Source organism: Oceanobacillus sp. FSL K6-0127, assembly GCF_037983385.1.
Lineage (GTDB): Bacteria > Bacillota > Bacilli > Bacillales > Amphibacillaceae > Oceanobacillus > Oceanobacillus profundus.
The window spans coordinates 3770340-3793931 of the sequence record NZ_CP150287.1; the positions used below are offsets into that span (position 1 = coordinate 3770340).

Annotated in this window: 22 protein-coding genes and 1 riboswitch; of the genes, 4 read left to right on the plus strand and 18 right to left on the minus strand. The window is 37.2% G+C overall.

The window, feature by feature from the left end:
• Window positions 1-4: 4 nt before the first annotated feature.
• The 3 genes from MHH64_RS18480 to MHH64_RS18490 all read right to left on the minus strand — a co-directional run bounded on the left by MHH64_RS18480 (window position 5) and on the right by MHH64_RS18490 (window position 3544).
• Window positions 5-937, minus strand: coding sequence for a selenium metabolism-associated LysR family transcriptional regulator (locus MHH64_RS18480; protein WP_340002165.1), 933 nt, complete (start codon window positions 935-937; stop codon window positions 5-7).
• A gap of 51 nt (window positions 938-988) precedes the next feature.
• Window positions 989-2344: an aminotransferase gene (locus MHH64_RS18485; RefSeq protein WP_340002166.1), complete on the minus strand. Its 1356-nt coding sequence runs from the start codon at window positions 2342-2344 to the stop codon at window positions 989-991.
• 480 nt (window positions 2345-2824) lie between these two features.
• Complete coding sequence (locus tag MHH64_RS18490) at window positions 2825-3544, minus strand: GntR family transcriptional regulator (protein ID WP_095311033.1); 720 nt, start codon at window positions 3542-3544, stop codon at window positions 2825-2827.
• A gap of 462 nt (window positions 3545-4006) precedes the next feature.
• On the opposite strand from MHH64_RS18490, the gene MHH64_RS18495 reads away from it, so the two are divergent.
• Both MHH64_RS18495 and MHH64_RS18500 read left to right on the plus strand, forming a co-directional pair.
• Window positions 4007-5179, plus strand: coding sequence for an MFS transporter (locus MHH64_RS18495; protein WP_340002167.1), 1173 nt, complete (start codon window positions 4007-4009; stop codon window positions 5177-5179).
• A gap of 89 nt (window positions 5180-5268) precedes the next feature.
• Window positions 5269-5511, plus strand: coding sequence for a hypothetical protein (locus MHH64_RS18500; protein ID WP_340002168.1), 243 nt, complete (start codon window positions 5269-5271; stop codon window positions 5509-5511).
• Window positions 5512-5639: 128 nt separating this feature from the next.
• On the opposite strand, the gene MHH64_RS18505 is transcribed toward MHH64_RS18500, so the two are convergent.
• From MHH64_RS18505 to MHH64_RS18565, 13 genes are all read right to left on the minus strand, one after another.
• A complete protein-coding gene (locus MHH64_RS18505; RefSeq protein ID WP_340002169.1) occupies window positions 5640-6872 on the minus strand; it encodes a M20 family metallopeptidase in 1233 nt (410 codons plus the stop codon).
• Between the two features lie 20 nt (window positions 6873-6892).
• Complete coding sequence (locus MHH64_RS18510) at window positions 6893-8488, minus strand: glutathione ABC transporter substrate-binding protein (RefSeq protein WP_340002170.1); 1596 nt, start codon at window positions 8486-8488, stop codon at window positions 6893-6895.
• Window positions 8489-8666: 178 nt separating this feature from the next.
• Window positions 8667-9404 carry an energy-coupling factor transporter transmembrane component T gene (locus tag MHH64_RS18515; protein ID WP_340002171.1) on the minus strand — a complete coding sequence of 246 codons (738 nt, stop codon included), beginning with the start codon at window positions 9402-9404 and terminating at the stop codon, window positions 8667-8669.
• Window positions 9385-11049: an ABC transporter ATP-binding protein gene (locus MHH64_RS18520; RefSeq protein ID WP_095311043.1), complete on the minus strand. Its 1665-nt coding sequence runs from the start codon at window positions 11047-11049 to the stop codon at window positions 9385-9387. Before MHH64_RS18520 ends, MHH64_RS18515 begins: the two co-directional genes overlap by 20 nt.
• Entirely contained in the window at window positions 11046-11624 is a 579-nt protein-coding gene (locus tag MHH64_RS18525) for an ECF transporter S component (protein ID WP_095311044.1), read from the minus strand. Before MHH64_RS18525 ends, MHH64_RS18520 begins: the two co-directional genes overlap by 4 nt.
• Window positions 11617-12225 carry a YkoF family thiamine/hydroxymethylpyrimidine-binding protein gene (locus tag MHH64_RS18530; RefSeq protein ID WP_340002174.1) on the minus strand — a complete coding sequence of 203 codons (609 nt, stop codon included), beginning with the start codon at window positions 12223-12225 and terminating at the stop codon, window positions 11617-11619. The genes MHH64_RS18525 and MHH64_RS18530 overlap by 8 nt, the downstream gene beginning before the upstream one ends.
• A 96-nt stretch (window positions 12226-12321) precedes the next feature.
• Window positions 12322-12428, minus strand: a riboswitch (TPP riboswitch).
• Window positions 12429-12543: 115 nt separating this feature from the next.
• The gene (locus tag MHH64_RS18535; protein ID WP_340002175.1) at window positions 12544-13083 is read right to left on the minus strand and encodes a sigma-70 family RNA polymerase sigma factor; all 540 of its coding nucleotides are present in this window, start codon (window positions 13081-13083) and stop codon (window positions 12544-12546) included.
• Window positions 13084-13720: 637 nt separating this feature from the next.
• Window positions 13721-14620 carry a formyltetrahydrofolate deformylase gene (gene purU / locus MHH64_RS18540; RefSeq protein WP_340002176.1) on the minus strand — a complete coding sequence of 300 codons (900 nt, stop codon included), beginning with the start codon at window positions 14618-14620 and terminating at the stop codon, window positions 13721-13723.
• A 105-nt stretch (window positions 14621-14725) separates the two neighbouring features.
• Window positions 14726-15709, minus strand: a complete 984-nt coding sequence (locus tag MHH64_RS18545) for a Gfo/Idh/MocA family oxidoreductase (RefSeq protein ID WP_303447517.1) — start codon at window positions 15707-15709, stop codon at window positions 14726-14728.
• Window positions 15710-15885: 176 nt separating this feature from the next.
• A complete protein-coding gene (locus MHH64_RS18550) occupies window positions 15886-16011 on the minus strand; it encodes a hypothetical protein (RefSeq protein ID WP_262366399.1) in 126 nt (41 codons plus the stop codon).
• Between the two features lie 482 nt (window positions 16012-16493).
• Window positions 16494-16982, minus strand: coding sequence for a hypothetical protein (locus MHH64_RS18555; protein ID WP_095313164.1), 489 nt, complete (start codon window positions 16980-16982; stop codon window positions 16494-16496).
• The gene (locus MHH64_RS18560) at window positions 16982-17773 is read right to left on the minus strand and encodes a DUF3100 domain-containing protein (protein WP_095313166.1); all 792 of its coding nucleotides are present in this window, start codon (window positions 17771-17773) and stop codon (window positions 16982-16984) included. Before MHH64_RS18560 ends, MHH64_RS18555 begins: the two co-directional genes overlap by 1 nt.
• Window positions 17774-17797: 24 nt before the next feature.
• Window positions 17798-19057 carry a M20/M25/M40 family metallo-hydrolase gene (locus MHH64_RS18565; protein WP_340002177.1) on the minus strand — a complete coding sequence of 420 codons (1260 nt, stop codon included), beginning with the start codon at window positions 19055-19057 and terminating at the stop codon, window positions 17798-17800.
• 583 nt (window positions 19058-19640) lie between these two features.
• Here MHH64_RS18565 and MHH64_RS18570 point away from each other — a divergent pair.
• Window positions 19641-20183 carry a GNAT family N-acetyltransferase gene (locus tag MHH64_RS18570; protein ID WP_339316364.1) on the plus strand — a complete coding sequence of 181 codons (543 nt, stop codon included), beginning with the start codon at window positions 19641-19643 and terminating at the stop codon, window positions 20181-20183.
• A 272-nt stretch (window positions 20184-20455) separates the two neighbouring features.
• Here MHH64_RS18570 and MHH64_RS18575 read toward each other — a convergent pair whose 3' ends face one another.
• Window positions 20456-21238, minus strand: a complete 783-nt coding sequence (locus tag MHH64_RS18575; protein ID WP_118889853.1) for an ABC transporter ATP-binding protein — start codon at window positions 21236-21238, stop codon at window positions 20456-20458.
• Window positions 21239-21395: 157 nt separating this feature from the next.
• Window positions 21396-22019 carry a hypothetical protein gene (locus MHH64_RS18580; protein WP_118889823.1) on the minus strand — a complete coding sequence of 208 codons (624 nt, stop codon included), beginning with the start codon at window positions 22017-22019 and terminating at the stop codon, window positions 21396-21398.
• A gap of 218 nt (window positions 22020-22237) precedes the next feature.
• Between MHH64_RS18580 and MHH64_RS18585 the strand changes: the two genes are divergently transcribed.
• The gene (locus tag MHH64_RS18585) at window positions 22238-23590 is read left to right on the plus strand and encodes a D-serine ammonia-lyase (RefSeq protein ID WP_340002178.1); all 1353 of its coding nucleotides are present in this window, start codon (window positions 22238-22240) and stop codon (window positions 23588-23590) included.
• The last annotated feature ends 2 nt before the right edge of the window (window positions 23591-23592 follow it).

A 23592-nucleotide genomic window follows, 5' to 3' on the forward strand; every position in this document is an offset into this window, starting at 1 on the left:
ACCTTTAAAATCGAGTAAGTGGATTAAATGACTTGTATGGTTTGGTCAGTTGCATTTTTTTCAATTCATTCAAAAACAAATCTGCAGTTGATTTTAAAACCTGATCTTTACGCATTGCAATATAGAAGTAACGATAGAATGCTATATTTTTAATCGGATATGATGTCAGCAACCCTAGCTTTTTCTCTTTTGAAATCGTTGCTCTAGAAATAATAGACACACCTAATCCGGCTTCAACTGCTGCTTTAACAGACTCTGTACTCCCTAATTCCATCACGATGTTTAATTCACTTTCTACTATACCAACCATCTGTAGATAGTGATTCACTACTGCCCTTGTGCCAGATCCTTTCTCTCTCATGATGAGCGGGATCGTCTTCAAGCTTTCAGCGGAAATTTTACCATCATTTTCTTTTAAAAAATCAGGAGCTGCTATCAGCAACAGTTCATCTGTTAAAAATGGCTCCAATATAATTTGTGGATCATCAATTGGGGTTTCAATTAACCCGACATCTATAGCGTGATTTTTTATACTGGAAATAATTGTATCCGAATTAGAAATATCTGCACGAATCTGCACCATTGGAAAATTGTCTTTGAAACGCTTCAAAAATATTGGAAGAATGTATTCACCAATTGTAAAACTACACCCTATCTCTAAATCCCCATGTATGTTACTGCCAATTTCCTGTATTTTCTCCTGTGCGGCATCACTCAGCTGGATAATCTCCCTAGCGTATTTTATTAAAATCAACGCAGCCTCTGTCATTTCAACCCTTTTTGTTGTTCGCTCAAATAGTTTGGTATGAAGCTCCTCTTCCAATGCTTTGATCTGCGAGGTAATGGTTGGCTGGGAAACAAATAATACTTTAGCCGCCTCGGAAAAGCTCTTCTTTTCGGCAACAGCTACAAATGTTTTCAGTCTTTCATAATTCACGTAAACTCCATCCCCTCGGATTCCCTTTCTCTCTTATAGGAACAGACTTATTTAAAGACTTCGAATTGCTGACGTTAAAGTATCAATTAAAAAATCTAAATCTTCTACAGTACTTGTTAATGGCGGCGCAACAATAATGACATTGTTTTGTTCTGGAACGGTATCTCCATTTTTACCAATGATTAATCCTTTTTCTTTACACAAACCTATTATTTTTGCCAGTTTTTCATCAGACATCGGCAGCTTAGACTGTTTATCTTCTACCATCTCAATCCCTAAAAGAAAACCAATTTGCCGAACCTCTCCCACGTTTTTGTGATCTATTAAATGATGCAGCTCCGATAATTTAGTCCCGGCAAGTGTGCGAACTCGTTCAACAATGTTCTCACGCTCTATGATATCAATATTTTTTAATGCAACTGCACATGCGGCTGGATGTCCTCCATAGGTAGATACATGACGAAAATGTGAATCCTTGCCAGCCTCTCGAAATACATCATATATTTCAGATTTAACAGCAGTAGCTCCTAATGGTAAGTACCCACTTGTCAGCCCTTTTGCCATTGTCACAATATCAGGCTGTACCCCTGCCGCATGCTTAAATCCAAACATTTTTCCGGTACGTCCATAACCGGATACTACTTCATCCATAATCAGAAGCACATTGTATTTCTTACAAATTTCCGCAACTCGTTGAATATATTTCATTGATGGAACAATAACACCGCCCCCAGAAATAAATGGCTCCATGATAAATGCTGCAACTGTTTCTTCTCCTTCCCAGTTAATCATTTCTTCCAACAGCTGTGCAGCCTTCAGATCTGACTCTTCTGGACTTCCATCAAAAATAGAACGGTAGCTGTATGGCGGATAAACATGTAGAAATCCTGGGACACCCGGATCATATTTTACTCGCCTATTTGCTTGTGCTGTTGCACTTAATGCACCTAATGTTGAACCATGATATCCACGATAACGAGAAATTACTTTATACTTCTGCGGATTACCAGTTTGATTATGGTATTGTCTCGCAATTTTAAATGCAGTTTCATTAGCTTCAGAACCACTATTAGAAAAAAATGTCTGGTATTTCCCACCGAGCAATTCACTAATCTTTTCAGCAAGTTTAATTGCAGGCTGATGGTTCATTGTTAATGGAAAATAGGAAAGGTTTTTCATTTGCTCAGCAGCGGCTTCGACTATTTCTTCCCGGCCATGACCTAGATTTAAGCACCATAATCCAGAAACCCCGTCCAAATAACGTTTACCAGATTCATCCGTAAACCAGGATCCTTCCCCTTTAACAGCGACTACTTGTTCCGCTTCTGGATTGTAACGATGCATGGCATTCCATAATAACGATGCTTCTTTCTCAACCACCTGATTCATTTCGCTTTCCGTCTTCATTCAACCTACCTCCATTCATTTAGTTAGATTCTTTATGAAGCAATACATAATCAATCGAAACCTGATTTTGAAAGATTGATTTAGATGGTATTTCATGCACATTAACACCCTGGATGGTTATCCATTAATTTCGTTTCCTACATTGGAAACCGCTTACATTTATTAGATAATATTTTTAAAAAACTTCCTAGGATCGAGAAAATATCACAATACTAAACTCATTCGTTTTAACTCATTTGAAATCTAAACAATCGTCATTCAATCCTCCTTACATGAATTTGCAAAACGATAAGTCTGACCTATCATGATGATACTGACGTCCGAACCAGTTGTGATGTGATGGTCTGCTATCAGTATAAAACAGTCCGATTTTAAATTCAATATATTATATAAATTCAGTTATTTAAAATGATAATAAGTCTTATTATGCCTGCTAATAATTTTATTCCAAATACGTGATACAACTTTTAATGAACCCTGTTAGCCAAACTTACGAGACAAGTTTATTTTAAATGTATATAGGTCATTCCGATAAAAGGCTTTTTCGAATTCAATGATTTCACGATTTCGATCTCTAATAATTCGTTCGGCAATTAACGCGTTCGTTCCATTCGGCATTTTCATAAATTCCCTATCTTCATCTAAAAAAATTCCACCGCTAATTGTCTGCTCGGCTTCTGCTAGTCTAATTCCTAAATGATTTTCCAGCAAATCATATAATGTTGCATCATTGAGGTCGTATTTAATTAATTTTACTCCTATTTCGATTGGATAATAATGTCGCTCCACACCAATTGGCATATCGTCAGCAAAGCGAATTCGTTTTATAAAGTAAGCATCTTTGAGACCAGTTTTTTCTTGAATATATGGTGTGGTTTCCGTCAAATAATGCGTAACTAACTGTGCTCCTGGCTTCTTCCCCATTTGCATAATCGTATCTGTTGTACTGCTTAGATTACCGAGCCAATCTTGAATTGGTTTTAAGGAAACAAATGTACCTTTTCCATGCTTTTTCTCTAATACTCCTTCACGAACTAAAAGGTTAATAGCTTCCCTAACCGTACTTCTACTAACATGATATTCCTCCATAAATTGCCTTTCACTTGGTATTTGCCCGGTAAATATTCCTTCTTCAATTTTCTTTTCAATAATATTCTTCAATTGAATATGCAACGCTATCGAATTATTATAATCAAGCATGTTAAAGGCTCCTTTTTGTTTTACATAAATCATAGCAGAGATTAGATTATTCGGAAAGATATAGATAAAGATGTACTCAATAATAATTTGATAACCATTTTCCAAGTTTAAAAACTTACCAAATATACTGTCTATTGGTACGCTTTACTATATAGCGGGTCTGGTACCTTATCTCAAAAATTCTCTTTGAAGAATGTATTAAAGAGTCTTTGTTTAATTGGTCATGTCCAGTGTTGGTAGATTTTGAGGAATCTTCTTTAATTAGTAGCGGAATGGTTGCCATGCTATCGTGTCTTAGAGAGTTTTGAGTAGATATTCTTGAGGTGAAAAATCTGATTAGAATATAGCATAATTTTATTCAGCGAGGCAAAAGGTTTAAATATTATATATGAGTTAAAGGGCTGACCCTTTTTTCCGTCTATTTTTTCATTTGGAGCATACAATGTTTTCGAGGTGGAAAAATTGAGAGAAGCAACCGCAGATAAATTACACATTTTTGTCATTATGTTTTTAATCAGCCTGATCATGAGTATTCAAGCACCGATTTTCACTCCTTATGCTGCAATGATTGGAGCATCCAGTGTATTGGTTGGAATTATGCTTAGTGCCGCTCAGTTCGCTAATCTAGTAGGAAATTTAATTGCAGGTCCACTTGTTGACAGGTTTGGGAAGCGAATATTTATTACGCTTCCATTGCTTGTATCGGGTAGTTTGTTTATTTTTCATGGCTTAGTGGCTAATACTGCAGAATTATTACTACTGCGGGCATTAAATGGATTTTCATTAGCCTTTTTGATTCCAGCAGCAATGGCACTACTTTCAGGATATGCAGAAAATAGCCGACAGCAAGGGAAAAACATGGCTGTGAATGGGATTCTCGGTACAATTGCAAGTATTATTGCCCCACTGATTGGTGGAAAGCTTGGAGTTATGTTCGGATACGCCAATTCTTATTTTGTTATTGGGTCAGCACTGATTATAACGGCAGTTTATACGACGTTTTTTCTAAAAGATAGACAAGCAGTCACAGTGAATAAAAGAAATCAGTCATTGAGTCTTATTCAGGTTTTGGCAAATCCTGGTTTGCATGTTGTTTTTCTGACAGGCTTTGCTGTGATGTACATTCATGGTGTGATCATCTATGAAATTCCTTATTTATCGGTGGAAAAAGGACTATCTACCGTCACAACAGGGAAAATGTTCAGTTTTATGGGTATTGGAACATTTTTTTCCTTATCTCTGTTTTTTATTAATCGATTTGCTCCTGTGAAAAGGCTGATTTTCGGTTTATTTGGGATGTGTATGACTCTGTTTGCACTTTTAAATGAGTGGACTACAGCCTTAACGCTTTTGTTATTTTTAATGGGATTCTTTTTTGGGGTGATAATGCCGGCAATGGCTACAGCAGTAACAGATGCTGTCGCAAGGGAAGGACATGGCCGTGCTTTTGGGGTGATGTCGGCGGTCTATTCATTGGGAATGATTTTCAGTTCATTTGTAACCGGGCTTATTCGTGAAGTGATTTCTCCATATTTTATTGCGTTTTTAATAGGTATGCTGGTTTTGTCTTTTGTCGGCTATATGAAACTACGGCTACCGCGATCTGCACATACAAAAGCTACTCCTTTACGGTAAGAAGGAAGGGATGACGATACCATGATTTCTGCGACTACAATCCAGAACTGATTTCCGTCCAGGGTGTAAAGAAATCCCGTGGAAAATCATTGGATAAACAGTTTGAACCGGAATACGGAAAAGATGCAGTTGCTCAAGCCATGCTCTATTTTTCACTAAAATATACGGATGAAATTGAAGCTTCGCATAAAAAAGAAATAGATGTATCCCTGCTTCTAAAATGGCATGAAGATTTTATTTTCCACCCGACATTTATAAAAGTCATCACAACCTTGCTATCTATGAAATTCAAGGCAGTCGCAATCCATGGATCGATTATCCAGTTAATCTGATGTGTATTTCTCAATAAAATGAAGAAGAGGGCTGGGAGTAAAGCGTCTAGAAAAATCCGAACATAATTCAAAAATTTTCCTATTAGATTTTGAATTCGCTCGGATTTTTCTTTTTATAACTTTTTTAATCATTCGTCGGTTCGCTCCAAATAATTACTTGCCAATTGAAATAGTGCTGCAATTCCATAAACAAAAGCCTGTTCATCCACATCGAAGCGTGAATTATGATTGGAATATGCTGTTTCAGGATTACCCCCGTTTGTCCCTAAGTTAAAGAAGACAGCTGGAATCTCATGTGAATAATAAGCGAAGTCTTCTCCACCCATGGATGGATTTTTGTATACGATAGCATCGCTTGTAAATAGCTCCGTAATCGTTTCTTCAAATAATCCACGTAAATCCTTATCAATTTTAATCGATGGCGTTACAAAACGGTAATTCACATCACATTCGCCGCCAAGCCCCTCCGTAATACTCGTTGCAATTGAACGGACTTGTTTAGCAACCGCTTCTCTTGTTACAGGGTTCAATGTCCGGACAGTTCCACTAAGTGTTACTGAATCTGGTATGATGGTTGATTTCGTCCCGCCATGGATTTGGCCAATACTAACAACTACAGAATCAAGTGGATCCGTATTTCGGCTGACGATTTGCTGAAGTGCTGTAATAACTTGCGCCGCAATTGCAACAGGATCGATTGTGCGGTGCGGATGTGCTGCATGTCCTCCCTTTCCCTTTATTTCCAGTTCAAATAGGTCCATTGCTGCACAGCTGAATTCCGTTTCTGTGATTCCAAATTGTCCTGTTTCTATGGTTGGATGTACATGCAGACCAGCCATCATATCCACTTTTGGATTTTCCAGTACACCATCTGCAATCATTGCAGCTGCACCTTCACCAATTTCCTCAGCTGGTTGAAAAACTAATTTTAACGTCCCTTTTTTCAAGCCTCGTTCCGCAAAAATCTTTGCAACGCCTAATAGAATCGATGTATGAGCATCATGCCCACATGTATGTGCAACATGATCTGTTAAACTTCGGTAATCAGCTGTAATTTCATCCATCATTGGAAGTGCATCCATATCCGCACGGAGTCCCACAACAGGTCCTTCTTTTTCACCTTTAAGGATGCCAACCACACCAGTCTTTCCAACACCTTCCGTTACCTGATAGCCCCAATCACGCAGTTTTGTTGCCACAATCTGAGCTGTACGGGTTTCTTCAAAGGCAAGCTCTGGATGCTTTCGCAAGTCTCTTCTTAATGCAATAACTTCTTTTATAATAGAATTAATCTGATTATATAAATCTGGATAAGACGTTTTTAAATTTTCAAAGGATGACAATGCTTCATATGTTTCCATGCTGAATGCTCCCTCCTAACTTATTCTTCAATATAAACATCTTTGAGCAGCAAGGTTTTACCTGGTGTCATCGATAAACCTTTAACTTCTTTACGTACACCTAATAAATATTCTGGGTGTACTAAGTAAACCATTGGTGTCTTTTCAGTTAAAAACTCCTGTGCTTCTGTATACAGAGAAAGGCGCTCTTCTTCTACTACCCTTTGTCTTGCTTTTTCTAGAGTTTCATCCAATTCATCATATCGAGTAAACATCTTGTTTCCACCTGTACCCGCATTACTGGAATGAAATAATGGGAATAAACCATTATCCGCATCTGCTGTTCCGTTATTCCATGACATCACATACATTTCATGCCCGCCATCGCTTGTTTCAGCTAAATAAGCACCCCATTCAAATACCTCTATTTCCAAATTAACTCCAATTTCAGCGAGCTGTGATTGAATGTTGGTTACAATATCAATGCGTTCACGGCTATCATTTGTCCAAACTGTGGCTGATAAACCATCTCCGAATCCGGCATCTGCCAACAATTCTTTGGCACCTTCAGGATCGTAATCAGTCGTTGAAATGGAATCATCATAGCCAAACACATTTGGTGATAACGGACTTATTGCCGGCGTCCCAATATTGTCATAAATTCCTTCTAAGATTTGTTCCTTATCAATCCCCATTGCAATCGCACGTCGAACACGTTCATCATCGAACGGCGCTTTCTCAACATTGAATCCGAGAAACTCAATTCCTAAGCTGTCCTGCCGTACGACAGTTAATTCTTCATTCCCCTCTACCTGGGCAATATCAGAAGGACTCAACGGATTTGTAACATGCGAATCCCCTGTCTCTAACTCTGCAAGTCTCGTTAAATCTTCAGGCACAACTTTAAATGTGACGGAATCAAGTTTAGCCGCTTCCTCTTCCCAATAATCTTCATTATTAACAAGGACAACATGCTGACCTGGTGCCCAATCATCAAATTTAAAATATCCCGTTCCAATTGGGTGCTGATTCACAACACTTCCGGGATCTTCTCCTGCTTCCATTGCTTCGTAGTCTTCTTTAATTTGTTCTAACGAGACGATTCCAGCACTGCCATGAGCTAAATTTGACGGCAATGGTGAGAACGGATACTCCGTTATAATTCGTATAGTGTAATCATCGACCACCTCTACTTCGGATATCATTTCAAATCTACTATAGGAAGATGAACCAACTTCCGGATCTAGCAAACGATCAATATTTGCTTTTACCACTTCTGCATTAAAAGCTGAACCATCATGGAATGTTACATTTTCACGTAATTGAAACTCCCATGTTGTCTCTTCAATCGCTTCCCAGCTGACTGCAAGCCCTGGCTCCAATTCCATTTGTTCATTCTGATTAATCAGTCGCTCAAAAATATTAAATTGTATATCACGTGATGGAACATCATTCGAACCTGCTGGATCCAGTGTTACTGCATCAGATATAGTGGCAATAACAAGATCTCCTCCAGCACCTGCCCGCTCATCTCCTGATGTCCCATTTGCGTCACCTGGTTCATCCGCACAAGCAACTAGCACGCCCATCATACAAATTACGATGAAAAGTAAAAATCCTTTTTTATAATTTCTCATTATTTCTAATTCCCCCCCAGTTACAAGTCGACAATTTTTACACTATTTCAAAGAAATGCTAATTTAAAATATAACTGATTTTCATTTCAATCACAAGTATTTTGGTTGGAATTATATAATTAATTTCGAGCATCTTAAAAAGAACCCGTAATCAATTAGACTGATTACGGGTTAAAGTTTATAAAAACCAAGCTCCCCAAAATCCGAAGAGTAGAATTCCAGGAAGAATAAGGTCATGCTTTGTTACAAAAAACTGACGGTAAAAGGTTCGATTTCGATCACCTGTAAATCCTTTTGATTCCATGGCAACAGCTGTTCTTTCCGCTTTCCGAATCGCACTCGCCAGCAACGGAATTGCAAAGCGTTTATATTTTGAAAATTTATCTTTTAATGATTTGCCTTGGCTAACACCACGAACTTGATGGGCAGCATGGATTATTTTAATTTCATCCTTCATCATTGGTAAAAATCGATATCCCGCTAAAACTCCATAAGCAATTTTAGGTGGAAGTTTTAACTGCTGGATCAAGCTTAAAATAAAATCAACCATATTGGTTGTAAAAATAAACATTAAGGATAATGCCGCAACATTTAATATTCGCAGCGAAAGAGCCAAAGCAACGAGAAATGAATCAAGTGGCAACGTTAGTCCGAGCATGTTGATAACCTTATTTGTATGCTCCGATGTATCTGCAAACGCAATTGTTGTCCAGAGCATTCCGATTGCAAAAATAAAAAAGGGAAGAAAATAGAGAACATATTTTTTCCAATTTACCTTACCGAAAATAAAGGTTGCCGCAATTGTCCAAATCAAAAATAGAAACACGGTCATCGGCTCAAATACAAATGCCAAATGTACAATTAATATACAAACTGTTAGTGCTTTTATGCTTGGATTAAGATGATTGAGCAGCATAATCACCTTCCTTTTTTAAGCAGTTCTGAATCTGAACTTGAATTGGTAATGCAAGCTGCCAATCATGCAATTTTTCTATTGGCTGCGCCCATAGTTCCGCTGGTGCGAGATCTGCAACAAGTCTGCCTTTGTGGAGAACTAGAACCCTTGTTGCATAATCATGAATCAATTCCATATCATGTGTAACCATCGCAATTGTTGCTCCCGATTTATATCTTCCTTGTAATAGTCCCATCAGCTGAGCATTGGAAGATGCATCTTGTCCGAAAGTTGGTTCATCCAGCAATAGAAATGGCTGATCATCAACAATCATTGTTGCTACACTCAAACGTCTCTTTTGTCCTTGGCTCAATGTATAGGGATGCTCATGTTGTAAGTGCAATAATCCACATGTTTCTAATACCGCCTGTACTTTCTCTTTAACTGTTGCTTCCGTTTCCATTTTTAAGCGAAGACTAAATGCAATTTCCTCAAAAACCGTGTTTGCAATAAATTGATGCTCAGGATTCTGGAAAACATAGCCGATTTCTTCCCGTAACTGCGACTCCTTCCAACTTCCAATCTTTCTATCTTTTATAGAAACGCTTCCTTTTGTAGGCCGCTGAATACCTGCTAGAATTCTAGAAAAGGAGGTTTTTCCACTGCCATTCGCCCCAACAATTGCAATAAATTCACCATGGTAAAGCGTTAGCGATATATCGTGAATAATTGGTTGCTGTTCTACCTTCCATGATATATGAGAAGCTTTTACATAGGGCAAACCTGCTTCAGAGGGAATACTTGCTGTATTCACGCTTTTACTCTCGAATAATGAAAAAGGGTTTATCTCTCCTACGGTAAGTGGTAATTCCCGCTCTGTTTGCGGTCTGTTTTTCAAGAAATATTGCGTTACTTTCGGTAGCCAAATACCTTGTTCTTCCAACTCTTCTAGCCTGCACGCAATGGCATTTCTTAAATCACCATCATAAAATATCTCACCGTTCCGATTCAATAAAAGACAGCGATTTGTTAGCTCTGTCCAGCCATCCAGCTGGTGTTCAATAATAATAAGAGAGCAATTTGTTTTTTCTTGTATCGATTGGATGGTCTGAATCACATCCTTTGTTGCAATCGGGTCTAGATTAGCTGTTGGTTCATCTAAAATTAATAAAGAAGGCTCTAATGCAAGAATACATGCAAGTGCTAATCTTTGCTTCTGCCCTCCTGAAAGTGAGCTTATTGCAGACTTTTTAAACGCAAGCAACTGTACTAATTCTAGAACATGGTTAATTTTTTCTTCCATATATTCATGCGGAATGCCGATATTCTCTAATCCAAAGGCAACTTCATCTTCAACAGTCAGCATACAAAATTGTGTCTCTGGATCCTGAAAAACAACTCCGACTTGCTGACTAATTTCGCCCGGACGATATGCTGTCGCTGTTTTTCCATTAATGACAATTTCTCCATGTACTTCTCCATCTAATTCGCGAGGATATAGTCCGTTCAGACAATACGTTAATGTGCTTTTTCCGCAGCCACTAGGACCTAATAGCAATAAGCTTTCACCATGATTTAGACGAAAATTCAAATTGGACAGGGTGTCCCCCTTTGGATTCGATTCAAATTTTAAAGTGAATTGCTTTACTTCTACCATTAAACTCATGCCGCATTTTTCCTCCGATATTCTTTTCCTAAAGCAAAGCTTGATAACACACCTGTTTTAGCTAGTCCATCACTCAATGCCTTTCCTAATAATCCAGCAATCAATGCTCCGCTAATTAGTCGAATAATGAACATTGCTAGAACATAGCCTGTAGCTAAAGCAGCATAGCCACTCATGAAATAACCATAAATAAAACTGGTGATAGCTGATCCCATTCCCGCTGCCATTAATACCCAAGTCGAATAATTCTTCCATTTAGTTGCTGCAAATACAGCTTCCGCACCGATACCTTGAATCATTCCAGTAACAATGAGCATTGGTCCAACAGCATTTCCGATTAACACTTCGACCATAGCTGCTATCGTTTCAGATAAAAATGCGGCCCCAGGCTTCCGTATAATGTAGGCTGCAATAATCGAAACAATAAACCAAATACCAAAAATAAAGTCATAGCCAATTGGTCCAAAGAAACCAACTAAGACTGCTCCAACTGGCAAAAAAGCTAAATAGACGACTGCGAACACAACGGACAAGGCTGCTAATACAACTATTTCTTTAAAGCGCCAATTATTCATTTTGATTCGTTCCTGTATGGGATGGACTGTTCGCTGACATCGAAACGGTCATTACCGTATGACTTGAGCCGCCTTCAACGGTTGCTTTAAACACTTTTTCCAATCCATCAAATATTGCAATCGCTTCACCATCTAATCGTGTAGCATAATGGGCGTGACTAACATCTACGTATTGCTTCATTGCCTCAATTTGACTGTAAATTACATCCATATAATTACCGCCGCCCAATGGATACAAGGAAAATTTTGCTGCAACCCGCTGGTTTATATGTTTGACATGCTCTGCATTCAGCGGAATCTCATCTTCTGCCATATAAGCCTCCCCCATTGAATCCCCAGGACATCCTAATGAATACGTAGCTTCAAATGCAACATGTTTCCCACTTTTTGCTGCATGAGCAAATATCGCCTTTGTCACATCAAAAACATGTGTCAGCTTTCCTCTTACAGTTGTTGTTACATCATCTGTATCCATATGAACCTTCGATGTATCTGCCTCCTCTAAAGCACCTTTAATAATCTCGATAAACTGATCACTCATCGGATGAATTGAAAAACTAGCTCCTGCAATATCACTTTCCGTACAAGTTTGATGTACCATTGTAAATTCCTCCTTGTTATATATATTTCCAAACAAAAAAACTACATCCCTGGGGAATGCAGTCTACATGTATATATCGATATCAATAGAAAGATATACAGATTGACTACACTTCCCCACGCTAGTATTATCTAGTTCGGGTGCAAAGGGTCAGAACAATCCAGTTCTTCTCAGCCGCTTTCACAGCTCCCCTAGCGTAAAAATAATGATGAAGTTTTCTGTCTTCAAGATACCACAGGCTTGATTTATTGTAAAGCACTTATTATTTTTAAAATTTAGTAATTGAATACGTTACCCATTAGACTATATATCCTTTTACTAATATCTAGCCACTCCACATTTTAACTTTCTCCTAGCCTCTTTTCCCCAGCTTTTTACAGCCTCCATCGAAACACCTTCTTGTTCAGCAATTTCTTTAACAGACATGTTCTCGATAATAAAATAGGTTACCCATTTCCATTGATTTCCGGTAAGTTGTTTTTTCACATGTTCCCAAAAAATCTCATCAGTTATCGGCTTTTCAGCTATCATCATTGGATAGGAAATAACATGACTACGATAACAATTTCCATTATGGAGAAGTCTTTTCTGTTCAATATTCAAAAGTATCTGCTTTTCCTTCTCTCTATTTGTCTTACGTATTAAATCTATCAAACGGTTGCGAATTATATAGTTGAAGTATGTTGCGAATGGGCCTTTATCTGGTTGATGCTTCTCGTATGCATTCCACATCGCCACTAAACCCTCTTGAAAAAACTCCTGTTCGGTGTCTCTAATATTTAATCGATGGATATGATAGTGAATTCTTCGCTCATTTTGTTCAACAATCTCTTCAAATGTTACGTTGTTATTGGTCATTCAATCCCTCCTCGTCTAAAATACACATTGGCTTTTAGACTTTTTCGTTCGATTTACAACCCTGTTCACTTTGATGGTACAAAGATAAAACGATTAACGAATGCTAGTCCGTTATTTCTTCTTTTTCTAATCACCTTCATTATAGAACAAATGTTCCTATTAATAAAGTGTTTTCCTTTAAGTAATTAATAGAAATGTGGGAGAGTTATTATTGAAAACATGTGATTTATGCGATTCTCATTGGAGCGCTCACTGACTGGATTTTTGCAGATTAACATGTCATGCCGGCTCTTTCCTTTTCGAAAAATTTCTTAACTCGATTGTTTTTGTTTCTAAGTATCCGCGCCTCGGCTGTTTCTTCTCATCATTTCATCCAAAACGACCGTGACTGCTTTCTTATCGATAGATTCTTTTTTGCTCTTTCAACCAAATTAACCGACACACATGTCTGCTGGGAAGCTTTCCAGAGGAGGCTGAGACCGTATTCTCAAAATGCTTCCGCCCGCAGTATTTCGTGGGGGAGTTAGCTCATACCATGGAGCTTAGAACCAGGTTATTTTTATAATGACTAAAATATCTGCAAGTCGAAACTAAGCTATAAAAAAGAACCAGCTCATGATCAGAACTGGCCCTTTGATTAAAATACAATTGTTTTATTTTTATAGACAAGGATGCGGTCTTCGAGATGCCATTTTACTGCTCGAGCTAGTACACTTCGCTCAATCGATTGGCCAATTTTTTTCATATCATCTCCATTATCACGGTGATCGACTCTGCCAATATTCTGTTCGATAATTGGCCCCTCATCCAAATCATTCGTTACATAATGTGATGTCGCACCAATCATTTTCACTCCACGCTGATAAGCACGCTCATATGGTTTCGCCCCAATAAAAGCTGGTAAAAATGAATGATGGATATTAATAATACGGTTTTCATAATGCCCTACAAAATCTGGTGTCAGAATCTGCATATAACGTGCAAGCACAATTAAATCGACTTCATATTGTTCAAGCAATTGCTTCTGTTTTTCTTCCACCTGATGACGTATTTCCTTATTCGCTGGTATATAATAAAATGGAATGCCCAGCGATTCGACCATCTCACGAGCAGTCTCATGATTACTTATCACAAGTGCAATGTTTGCCATTAGATCGCCACTTTGCCATTCCCAAAGGAGCTCTAATAAGCAGTGCGGTTCATTCGAGACAAATATAGCCATGTTTTTAATATCACGAACATACATGATTTTCCATTCCATATTGAATTTCTCTGCAATTGGAAGAAACGTTGTCTCCAGTTTACTCATTTGCCCTTTTAAATCAGGACATTCGAACTCGATCCGAATAAAAAATTCCCCACCTTCAGGGTTCATCGTAAACTGATCAGATGCGACAATATTGGCATTGTGCTCATAAAGGAACTTTGAAACTGCCGCCACAATACCAGGTTGATCTGGACATTTAATTAAAAACCGAGCACGATTGTCATTTTGTTTTTGAAACGCTTGTATTTTACCTTCCGAATAACTGTTCATTCCTATTCCCCTCATTTTTCGAATATCATTTTACTTTAGGCAATTGATTGGAAACAGTCAAGTATTATCTATATTTTGCAATTCAACAAAGACATCCTACGCTTTTTAACGTAAATCTGCATCAAATACAATTTCTGCGTCTTTTCTCGCTGCCTCCAGCACTTCAACAACTGACTTTGTATAATCGAGCAACGCATAGCATTTTTCAAAATCCTTTGCAGCAAAAATTTGCTGCATCTCAGCTACCTCATAATAAAGGCGATTTTCATTTGTTTGTGTATTGAGCTTTATTTCGCGATTTTCCTTCTTAATCATAACCTCTTGACAACCATTCGCACCGTTTACTACGTTCAAATATCCTTTTTCGCCTTGAATCATTGCAAAATTCATACTCTGTGTATCTTTCGCACCGACGCACTCTGCGATAAAGTTCGGATAGGACAGTACCGCAACACCAGATGTATCAATTCCATTTCCATGTTTATTTGCTGTGTAGCTAACTTTTTCCGGTTTTCCAAACAGATTCATTACAAAGTGCAGATTATATACATTGATATCTACCAAAGCACCTCCGGAAAATTTCGGACTAAAAATGTTTGGTGTTTCTCCACTTAATAATACTTCATATCTGCTTGAGAACTGACTGTAGTTACATTGAATGAACTTAATTGCACCAAGACTAGCGATATGCTCTTTCACTAATTTATAATTTGGCATATGGATCGTGGAAATTGCTTCAAAAAGCATCCGTTGTTTTTGTTTTGCCAGTTCAATTAATTGTTCGGTTTCACGTATGGTCGATGTAAAAGGTTTTTCACAGATTACGTGCTTACCGTGTTGTAATGCAAGATATGCCTGTTCAAAATGCAGGCTATTTGGTGATGCAATATAAACAAAATCAATAGCAGAATCATGCATCATTTCATTTAAATCAGTATAAATAGCAGAAACATCAAATTTATCTGCCAGAGCTTGTGCTGATTCTTCTTTCCTTGAATACACAGCAACACATCTAGCTCCATCAACTTCACGAACAGCGGATAGAAATAATTCCACGATCCTTCCAGTTCCGATTGTAGCAATGTTCATATGTAACACTCCCTCAAAATTCTATAGTCCAACCTATTTTAGCATGGAATGTTCGATACTTGCAGTTTCTCTCGCTAAATGCAATTTTTATCCTAAAAGATATTGTTCAAAAAGTTCAGCAAGATCACATATTAAAAAGACTGCTCCTGAATTTAATCAGGAACAGTCTTTTCTTTTTACAAATATTTATTTAAGCTAAAATACTCTTTTACCGCTTGAACCGTTTCTATACCCTGGTAGAAAAACACAGACAAAGCAGTTAGAGAAAAGAACCCTAATATGACAAATCGTATCCACATCATGAACATAGCCTCCTTTTAATTAAAATCATTCATTTAATTAAAAGAAGTCTGATCACATAATTAGATTGGTAAAATACTGGAGTTAGCACTATGAGTCTTCTCATGAGCTTTATACAAAAGTAAGACAGGTATGGTAAACATACAAACAGAAATAATAAAAATTCAAACTTAACAATTGAAATCTTTTGCTTTCCATCATCTGTAGGGTGAAACCCTGTTGAAGTATTGTTACTTAAGTTCTCACCTTGCTCCATAACAAAATGATTATGCAGCTGTCCATCTATGGCAAAATAGGAATACCCAAATATCGTCGTGAGATAAATGAAAAGGACGACGTATTTTTTCATAAATACACACCCTTTAGAATTGTTTATACAATTATACACTATTAATGTCTATGTTGAAAGTAAAAATTTGTGATGCACTATTTTAACATACTACGAGATTACAGTAAAGCTCACGCCATGATGGATGGAGTATATTTAATTTCCCGCTAAGTAAAGACCTAGACTAGCAATCAACGTACTTCCTAAATATGTTCCAGTAAAAACAAACATACCTACTATCGCAATTTTCCAAGATGTTTTTCTCAGATCAACAAGCCGATTTGCTACAGAAATTCCCGCAAATGTTAAAATAGGCGTGGTTATTGAAAGAAAATCAACAGCTTGAATCGCTGTAATAAAAAAGTCAAATAAAAGGCAAAGCACTAAAGAAGTAATCGAAACCCAACCTAATACAGGGAATTCCCTCATAAATTTGACTGGTGTCTTCTGCATTAGATCTGAAATACCAATTCCAATCATAGAAAAGAGCCATAACGTACTAAGACCAAGAAAAGTCATTGATGTGACTGGCATTGAATCTGGATTTTTTAAATGTTTAATTTCTTGTGTAAAGACAATCAGGCTAACACTAAGAAGCAATATCAGGCCGTACTTTATATATTTATTCGTTAACATGTTAGCCATTATTCTTCACCTCTAACCAATAGTTTGTACATAAATTTCTGTAATGGCGCAGCTAAAAATACCATTGTAAATGTTCCAAGAAAGCTTGTTAATAATTGACTTGCAGAAGCATAGGCTAAAATCGTGCTTTCCATGTCAGGAACCTGTGCAACTAAACTTGCAGAAGATGCACTCATCATACTTCCAGATCCCACTCCTGATGCCATCGCCAGTGCTTCAACCGGAAAACCGAAACCGAGCAATACAGGTGCTAAAATACTGAAGAAAATCGTTCCGAATAATGTACCAATAATATACAAGGAAAGTACTCCTCTTCCCTCACTGGAATTAAGGGTATATTTTTCTGATATATACGCAAGCTCCCCTTCACGCCCAATTCCTAACGTTGCACCAATCGCTTCACGTCTTAATCCAAGCAGAATTGCTATTGGCAGTCCAAATACAACTGTACCAAGGTTTCCAATTTCTTGGAATAAAAATACCCATCCAACCTGAAGTATTTCTCTTATTTGCGGGGCTACATCTGCTCCGTATCGAGCCATTAATGGCAACATAATAAAAATTAAATACTTCCCGGCAAAATCAATGTTTGCTTTACTATAAACATGCCTCCAGAAACCTTTTCGAAACAGTTGCAACCCTAAAATCATCGTAATCACAATAGCAAATACTAAAGGTAATAATCCAATCGAGATACTTCCTATTGGTATACTCTGAAAACCAATCATTTCAGCTACTGTAATAATAATAAGCACAAAGATAATAAGAAATATAAAGTTTTTGTTCTTCATGTGATTGTCCTCTTCCCCAGATAGTTACTTAACAATTCCTTCAATTAATTCTATATACGATTCATAACTTCTTTTGTATAACTTAGCTTTATCAATTCGTCCGTTCATTTTTTTCAAAACGTCAGCTAAAAACCTTGGAAAAATTTCATAAATGTACTCAGGATCGATATCGATAAAGTCATCACCATGAATCGTGCCAGTAAAGCCACTATAACCAATTTGGATACATGGCATCATATAGGATAAATCACCAATGTCTCCAGCAGCACTAATAAAGTTATTATTCTTTATCGCTTCAATTTCCTCGTTTTCCTCGAATGCCTCCAGCACAAATTCTGACAGGTAACGATCTTGAACAAAAGGAAGATATCCCATTTGGGTAGTCCCTTCAACTTCTCCCTGTAAGGCATAAGCACTGCCTTTAGCAGCAGCATCTAATTTCATTGCCGCTTCTTTCATATAGTCCACCGATTTTGTACGCAAATCTGTACCTACCATAATGCGGTTTGGCACGACATTTGTAGACATGTCAGATTCCATTACAATCGGATTTATTCTGACTTGTTCTGAATCTTTTAATTGCTGACGACTTAAGCCAACAGCAACATTAAATAATGTCGACATATTGTATGCGTTTTTTGACGAAAACGGATCAAATCCAGCATGTGTTGCTTTTCCTTTGAATGTATATTTTTTATACAGAAAACCAGCTAGATCAGCATTTATTTCTGTAGACCGCTTATCAAATTCTCCACCCATTGCATGAACGCAAATGGCGAGATCAATATCATCAAATACCCCTAATCTCATTGCCTCAGGTTTACCACCATAATGTTCAATCGTTTTTTCTTTCATTAGCCCTTCGCGATAAGCTAAATCCAAGTACTCTTCTGCAGGAACAAAAACAAATGTAATTTGATAGTCTAAGTCTCTGTATGCTTCTGTCTTGAACAAATAATGATATAAGCTAAGTGCTATTGCTACCTGTGTATAGTGCCCACAGTTATGCGCTGCACCTGTCTCTTCATTTGCATGCATATGTGTAGGCGCATATACAGCATCCAATTCAGCAATAAAAGCAAGGTGCAAGTCTTTCTTTTCATTTCCTAGTGTAACTCGGAACCCTGTTGTACTAAATTCATCAATTTGGATGGTTTGATTAACTTTTTTTAAATAATCAATTATTGTTTGCTTCGTCTGATGCTCTTTATATCCTAACTCTGGATGATAATATATTTGTTCAGCAATTTTTTTGATCTCTTCATAATGTTTTTTGAAATGCACAGCCAGATCTCCTTTTGCTTAAAGTATGATAATTAATATAAAAACAGTACTGAATAATACTATCACGATTGAATTATATCGTCAATACCAAACATTTTATTATATATTTTTAATAAATGTTCGGTTTTAGCTGTTAATGGATTATTCAACAATATCCATATTGGAAAACGTCTATTTACTGCTATCACACACTTTCTATAGCCTTTTTTCTATTTTGAAATTATACTATTCTAGAAAGAATAGATAATTTTCTTTTAAGGATAAGAAATGAGACAGTTATTGGCATCATTAGTATTAGCAATTATTATTGCTTTTCACCTCAAACAGCTTTGGCAATTGAAACTGATGAGCCCGAACTCGGGGCATTTTTAGAAGATATCAGTTGGGAAGCAAAGGATTATATTGATTACCAGGAAAGTTTTCAGTAATGATTTTCCAATAATCAAAATGGAATATTTTAATAAGAAATAGGAGTAATCTAACGTTGAAATAATGGCTTCATCTTTTTGGGTAGGTTCCGTCTCGTATAACTCTTGAATGCTAGGTAAGCCACACTAACCAATTCAGAAGGGGGAATATGAAATTGGATTCAAACATGATTAAATTTCGAAGACTTATATTAGAGGATTTACCACTTTTGTATAACTGGATTAGAAATGACCACTTTGTTAACCGTTTTTGGGCTTACAACAAAAAGGAACCTTATGAGAAGGTAGCTAAGGAATTTTCTGATTATATCAAACGGGTTGAGCCAACTGATCCGTATCTAATTCTTTATGATGATACACCTATTGGTTATATACAAACATTTAATTGGAGTGATTATCCAATATTTGAAAAGTACGTTGATCTAACTAACTCAGCCAGCTTAGACCTATTTATAGGAGAAGAGGAGTATAGAAATAAAGGACTTGGCACTAAAGTTCTGTCACTTTTCCTAAGTCAGTTTGTTTTTTCAGATGAAAGTGTAGACAGGTGTATTATTAATCCAGAGGTTAACAATCGTATAGCTATCCAAGCTTATGAAAAAGTTGGATTTCAGATTATCAAAATGGTCCCAGATATCCCAGAAGAGCCTGGACCTGTTTTTTTCATGAGCTTAGATCGTCATGAGTTCCAAGGATAAATACCATACCGGAAAGAGTGAGCAGCCAAACGGAGTCCATTTTTAAAATACGATTAATCAAAATGGACTCTACTTCAAGGAACTAAATTTCAACTAATTTTATAAGGAAGCTGTATCTGACCGTGTTTCGCATTAATCACCGTAATAGACGTCAAAAAAGTCAAAATCGAGGCCACACTAAAAGATATATTTTTACTCGTTCATTATTTCGCTGGTACTATTCCTAATTCGAAGAAAAACAGTAAATATTTCCTGGGAAATATTTATCGAAATTAATGTGCTGTTGTCATCCAGGCTCGATTTTTCTGCCATTCAACATTAACAGAGGTATTAAAGAAACGAGACAGGTTTCGATCTGTTAATACATTTACACTTTTACCTTTATCAAATATTGTGCCTTGACGAAGCAACAGTGTGTTTGAGAAAATCGGCAATATCTCTTCAATATGATGTGTTACAAAAATAATGGTTGGAGCCTCTTCTTCTAATGACAATTGATTGACTGCAGCTAATAATCCTTCTCTTGAAATAAAATCTAGTCCATTTGTTGGCTCATCTAAAATAAGCAATTCCGGTGATGCCATTAATCCCCTTGCAATTAATATTTTTTGCTTTTCTCCCTGTGAACAGGTTTGATAGGTACGACCTTGTAAATAATCGCAGCCTAATTGTTCCATGATTCGATTCGCTTTTTTATAGTCTCCCGTGGTAGGGTTATCGTACAGTCCGATTGAGGCAAAACTCCCGCTTACAACGATATCTTCTGTATAATTGCTTCCTTTTATTTTTTCCTGTAGAGATGAACTGACCCAGCCAATTGATTTCCGTAATTCTCTAATATCCGTCTTTCCAAAGACTTGATTTAATACACTGACTTGTCCAGTGGTTGGCCAAATATAGCCATTAATCATGTTTAATAGTGTCGTTTTTCCTGAACCATTTAATCCTAAAATTGCCCAATGCTCACCTTTTGAAACCTGCCAATTGATATTAGAGAGAATGTGCTCTCCCTCTCTTCTCCACGTTACATCCTGCATGTGAATTACATTTCCCAACATTGCCCACCTCTTTGTACCCTATTAATTTCCGTTTTGTATTTAATAGTAATATTAATTCGATTATTATTATATTCTAACAGTTTATATTGAATTAAGGAATCATTAACATTTTTCGACAAAGATGCTTGAGGTTTCGATAATAGATCTAGATCTACTAGGTTGTCCAACGATCCACAATTATACCAACCAAGTACCAATCATCGTTCACTTCCTCAAAGGCAAGAATAAGATTTGCCCAATCCATTTCCTCATCGGTTCCAGGTACATAATAGCTTACAAACCTTGCTTCTGGATAAACTTCTCCCACATTCATCCTCATATTGCCACGCGGATCAATGTCATTTACTAGTATTTCGGTTGATTCCGTAAAATCACGAATATAGAGATAGTCATGATAATACGCATTAGGAGTTAACCGGATTGCATCTCCTGTCCCATCCTCTGTTCCCCATTCATATACTTCACTATCATTAGGGAATCCACGCACTTGTTCAGCCTCAAAAATAGGCTGCTCTTCTTCCTCTATAAATGCATATGGAGTAAATCGAATCCCTTTTTCCGGATGAACAAAAGTGGATAATTGTTCAAAATCTTTATTATCTAATGCGTCTACAATCAAATCTGCGTGTGCTCGTAATTGCTCTTTATCTGCAGCTGTTTCTTGAGCTTCTTTATTCGCATCTTGTGCATTACTCTCCTCAGTGGTCGTCTCAGAGCTGCTGCAAGAGATTAGAAACATAACACTACTAATACCCAAAATTATAATGAAACTTTTCATTGTTAGAACCGCCTTATTAGAGATTTTACAAATTAAGTTTCCCGTACCGAAGCTTTATAAACTTTTAACATCCTCTCGTACTTTCTATAGTCAATGAAGAAAAAATTCAAAATTCCATTCGATTTATTGAGGAACAAAATGATAGACTATATAGGAGTAATAAATTTCGAAGATTAAGCCAGAATTTGTCAGTAAATTATATGGAAAGGATTGATGTTATGGTAAGTAAACTAATTGCAGATAAAACAATGGAACAATGGGTGAAGCAACATCCAATTCTTGAAGAAATAGTCTATGCAGATGAAGTTTTCTGGCCAAACCCTGCATATCGAATGGAGAACTCCAAAAACACACTAACAAATGCGGATATAGATGATGCAGCAGAACGACTAAAACGTTTTGCACCCTATATAGCTAAAGTTTTCCCTGAAACTATGGAGACAGAAGGTATTATTGAGTCACCTATAAAACCAATACGTAGCATGCAGAGAGTAATGGAGCAAAAATATGATGGTGCATTTCAAAAAGACCTCCTATTAAAATGCGATAGTCATTTACCAATATCTGGATCCATTAAGGCTAGGGGTGGGATTTATGAAGTATTAAAGCATGCTGAAGAGGTTGCCTCAAAGCATCATTATATTTCTGTTGATCAAAACTATACCCAATTTGACAGCGATACATTTAGAACGTTGTTTTCAAACTATGAAATCTCAGTTGGTTCTACGGGTAATCTCGGCTTGAGCATTGGCATTATGAGCGCCCAACTTGGATTTAAAGTAACCGTACATATGTCTGCAGATGCAAAGCAATGGAAAAAAGACCTTCTGCGCAGCAAAGGTGTTCAGGTTATAGAATACGAATCTGATTATAGTAAAGCAGTGATTGAAGGGAGAAAGCAAGCCGAAAATAATCCTAGGTGTCATTTTATTGATGATGAAAACTCAAGAAATCTCTTTTTAGGCTATGCAGTTGCCGCCTCACGATTAAAAGAACAATTACATGTGATGGACATTGAAGTTAATGCAGATCAACCATTATTTGTATATCTTCCGTGTGGCGTTGGAGGCGGACCAGGCGGGGTTACTTTTGGTCTTCATGCTGAGTTTGGAGAACATGTCCATTGTTTTTTCGCAGAGCCTACAAATTCCCCATGCTTTTTACTGGGTCAGTTGACAGGGCTTCAAGACAAGATCTCTGTTCAGGACTTCGGCTTGAGTAACCAGACTGATGCAGATGGGCTTGCTGTAGGAAGGACTTCCAGTTTTGTAGGTGAAACGATTAGACATTTGCTAAGTGGCTGCTATACGATCCAAGATGCGAGACTGTATGCTTTGCTTCGTGATTTGGCTGATACAGAAGACATCTTCTTAGAACCATCTGCACTAGCTGGGTTTTATGGTCCTGTTCAGCTTATGTCACAGCAAAGTGGTCGAAACTATATCAAAAAACATAATCTGACAGATAAGATGAAACAGGCTCACCATCTAATATGGGCAACTGGTGGGAACATGGTACCGCAAGAAGTGATGCAAGGGTATTATAAAAAAGGTAAAAATATAAACATTTAGTT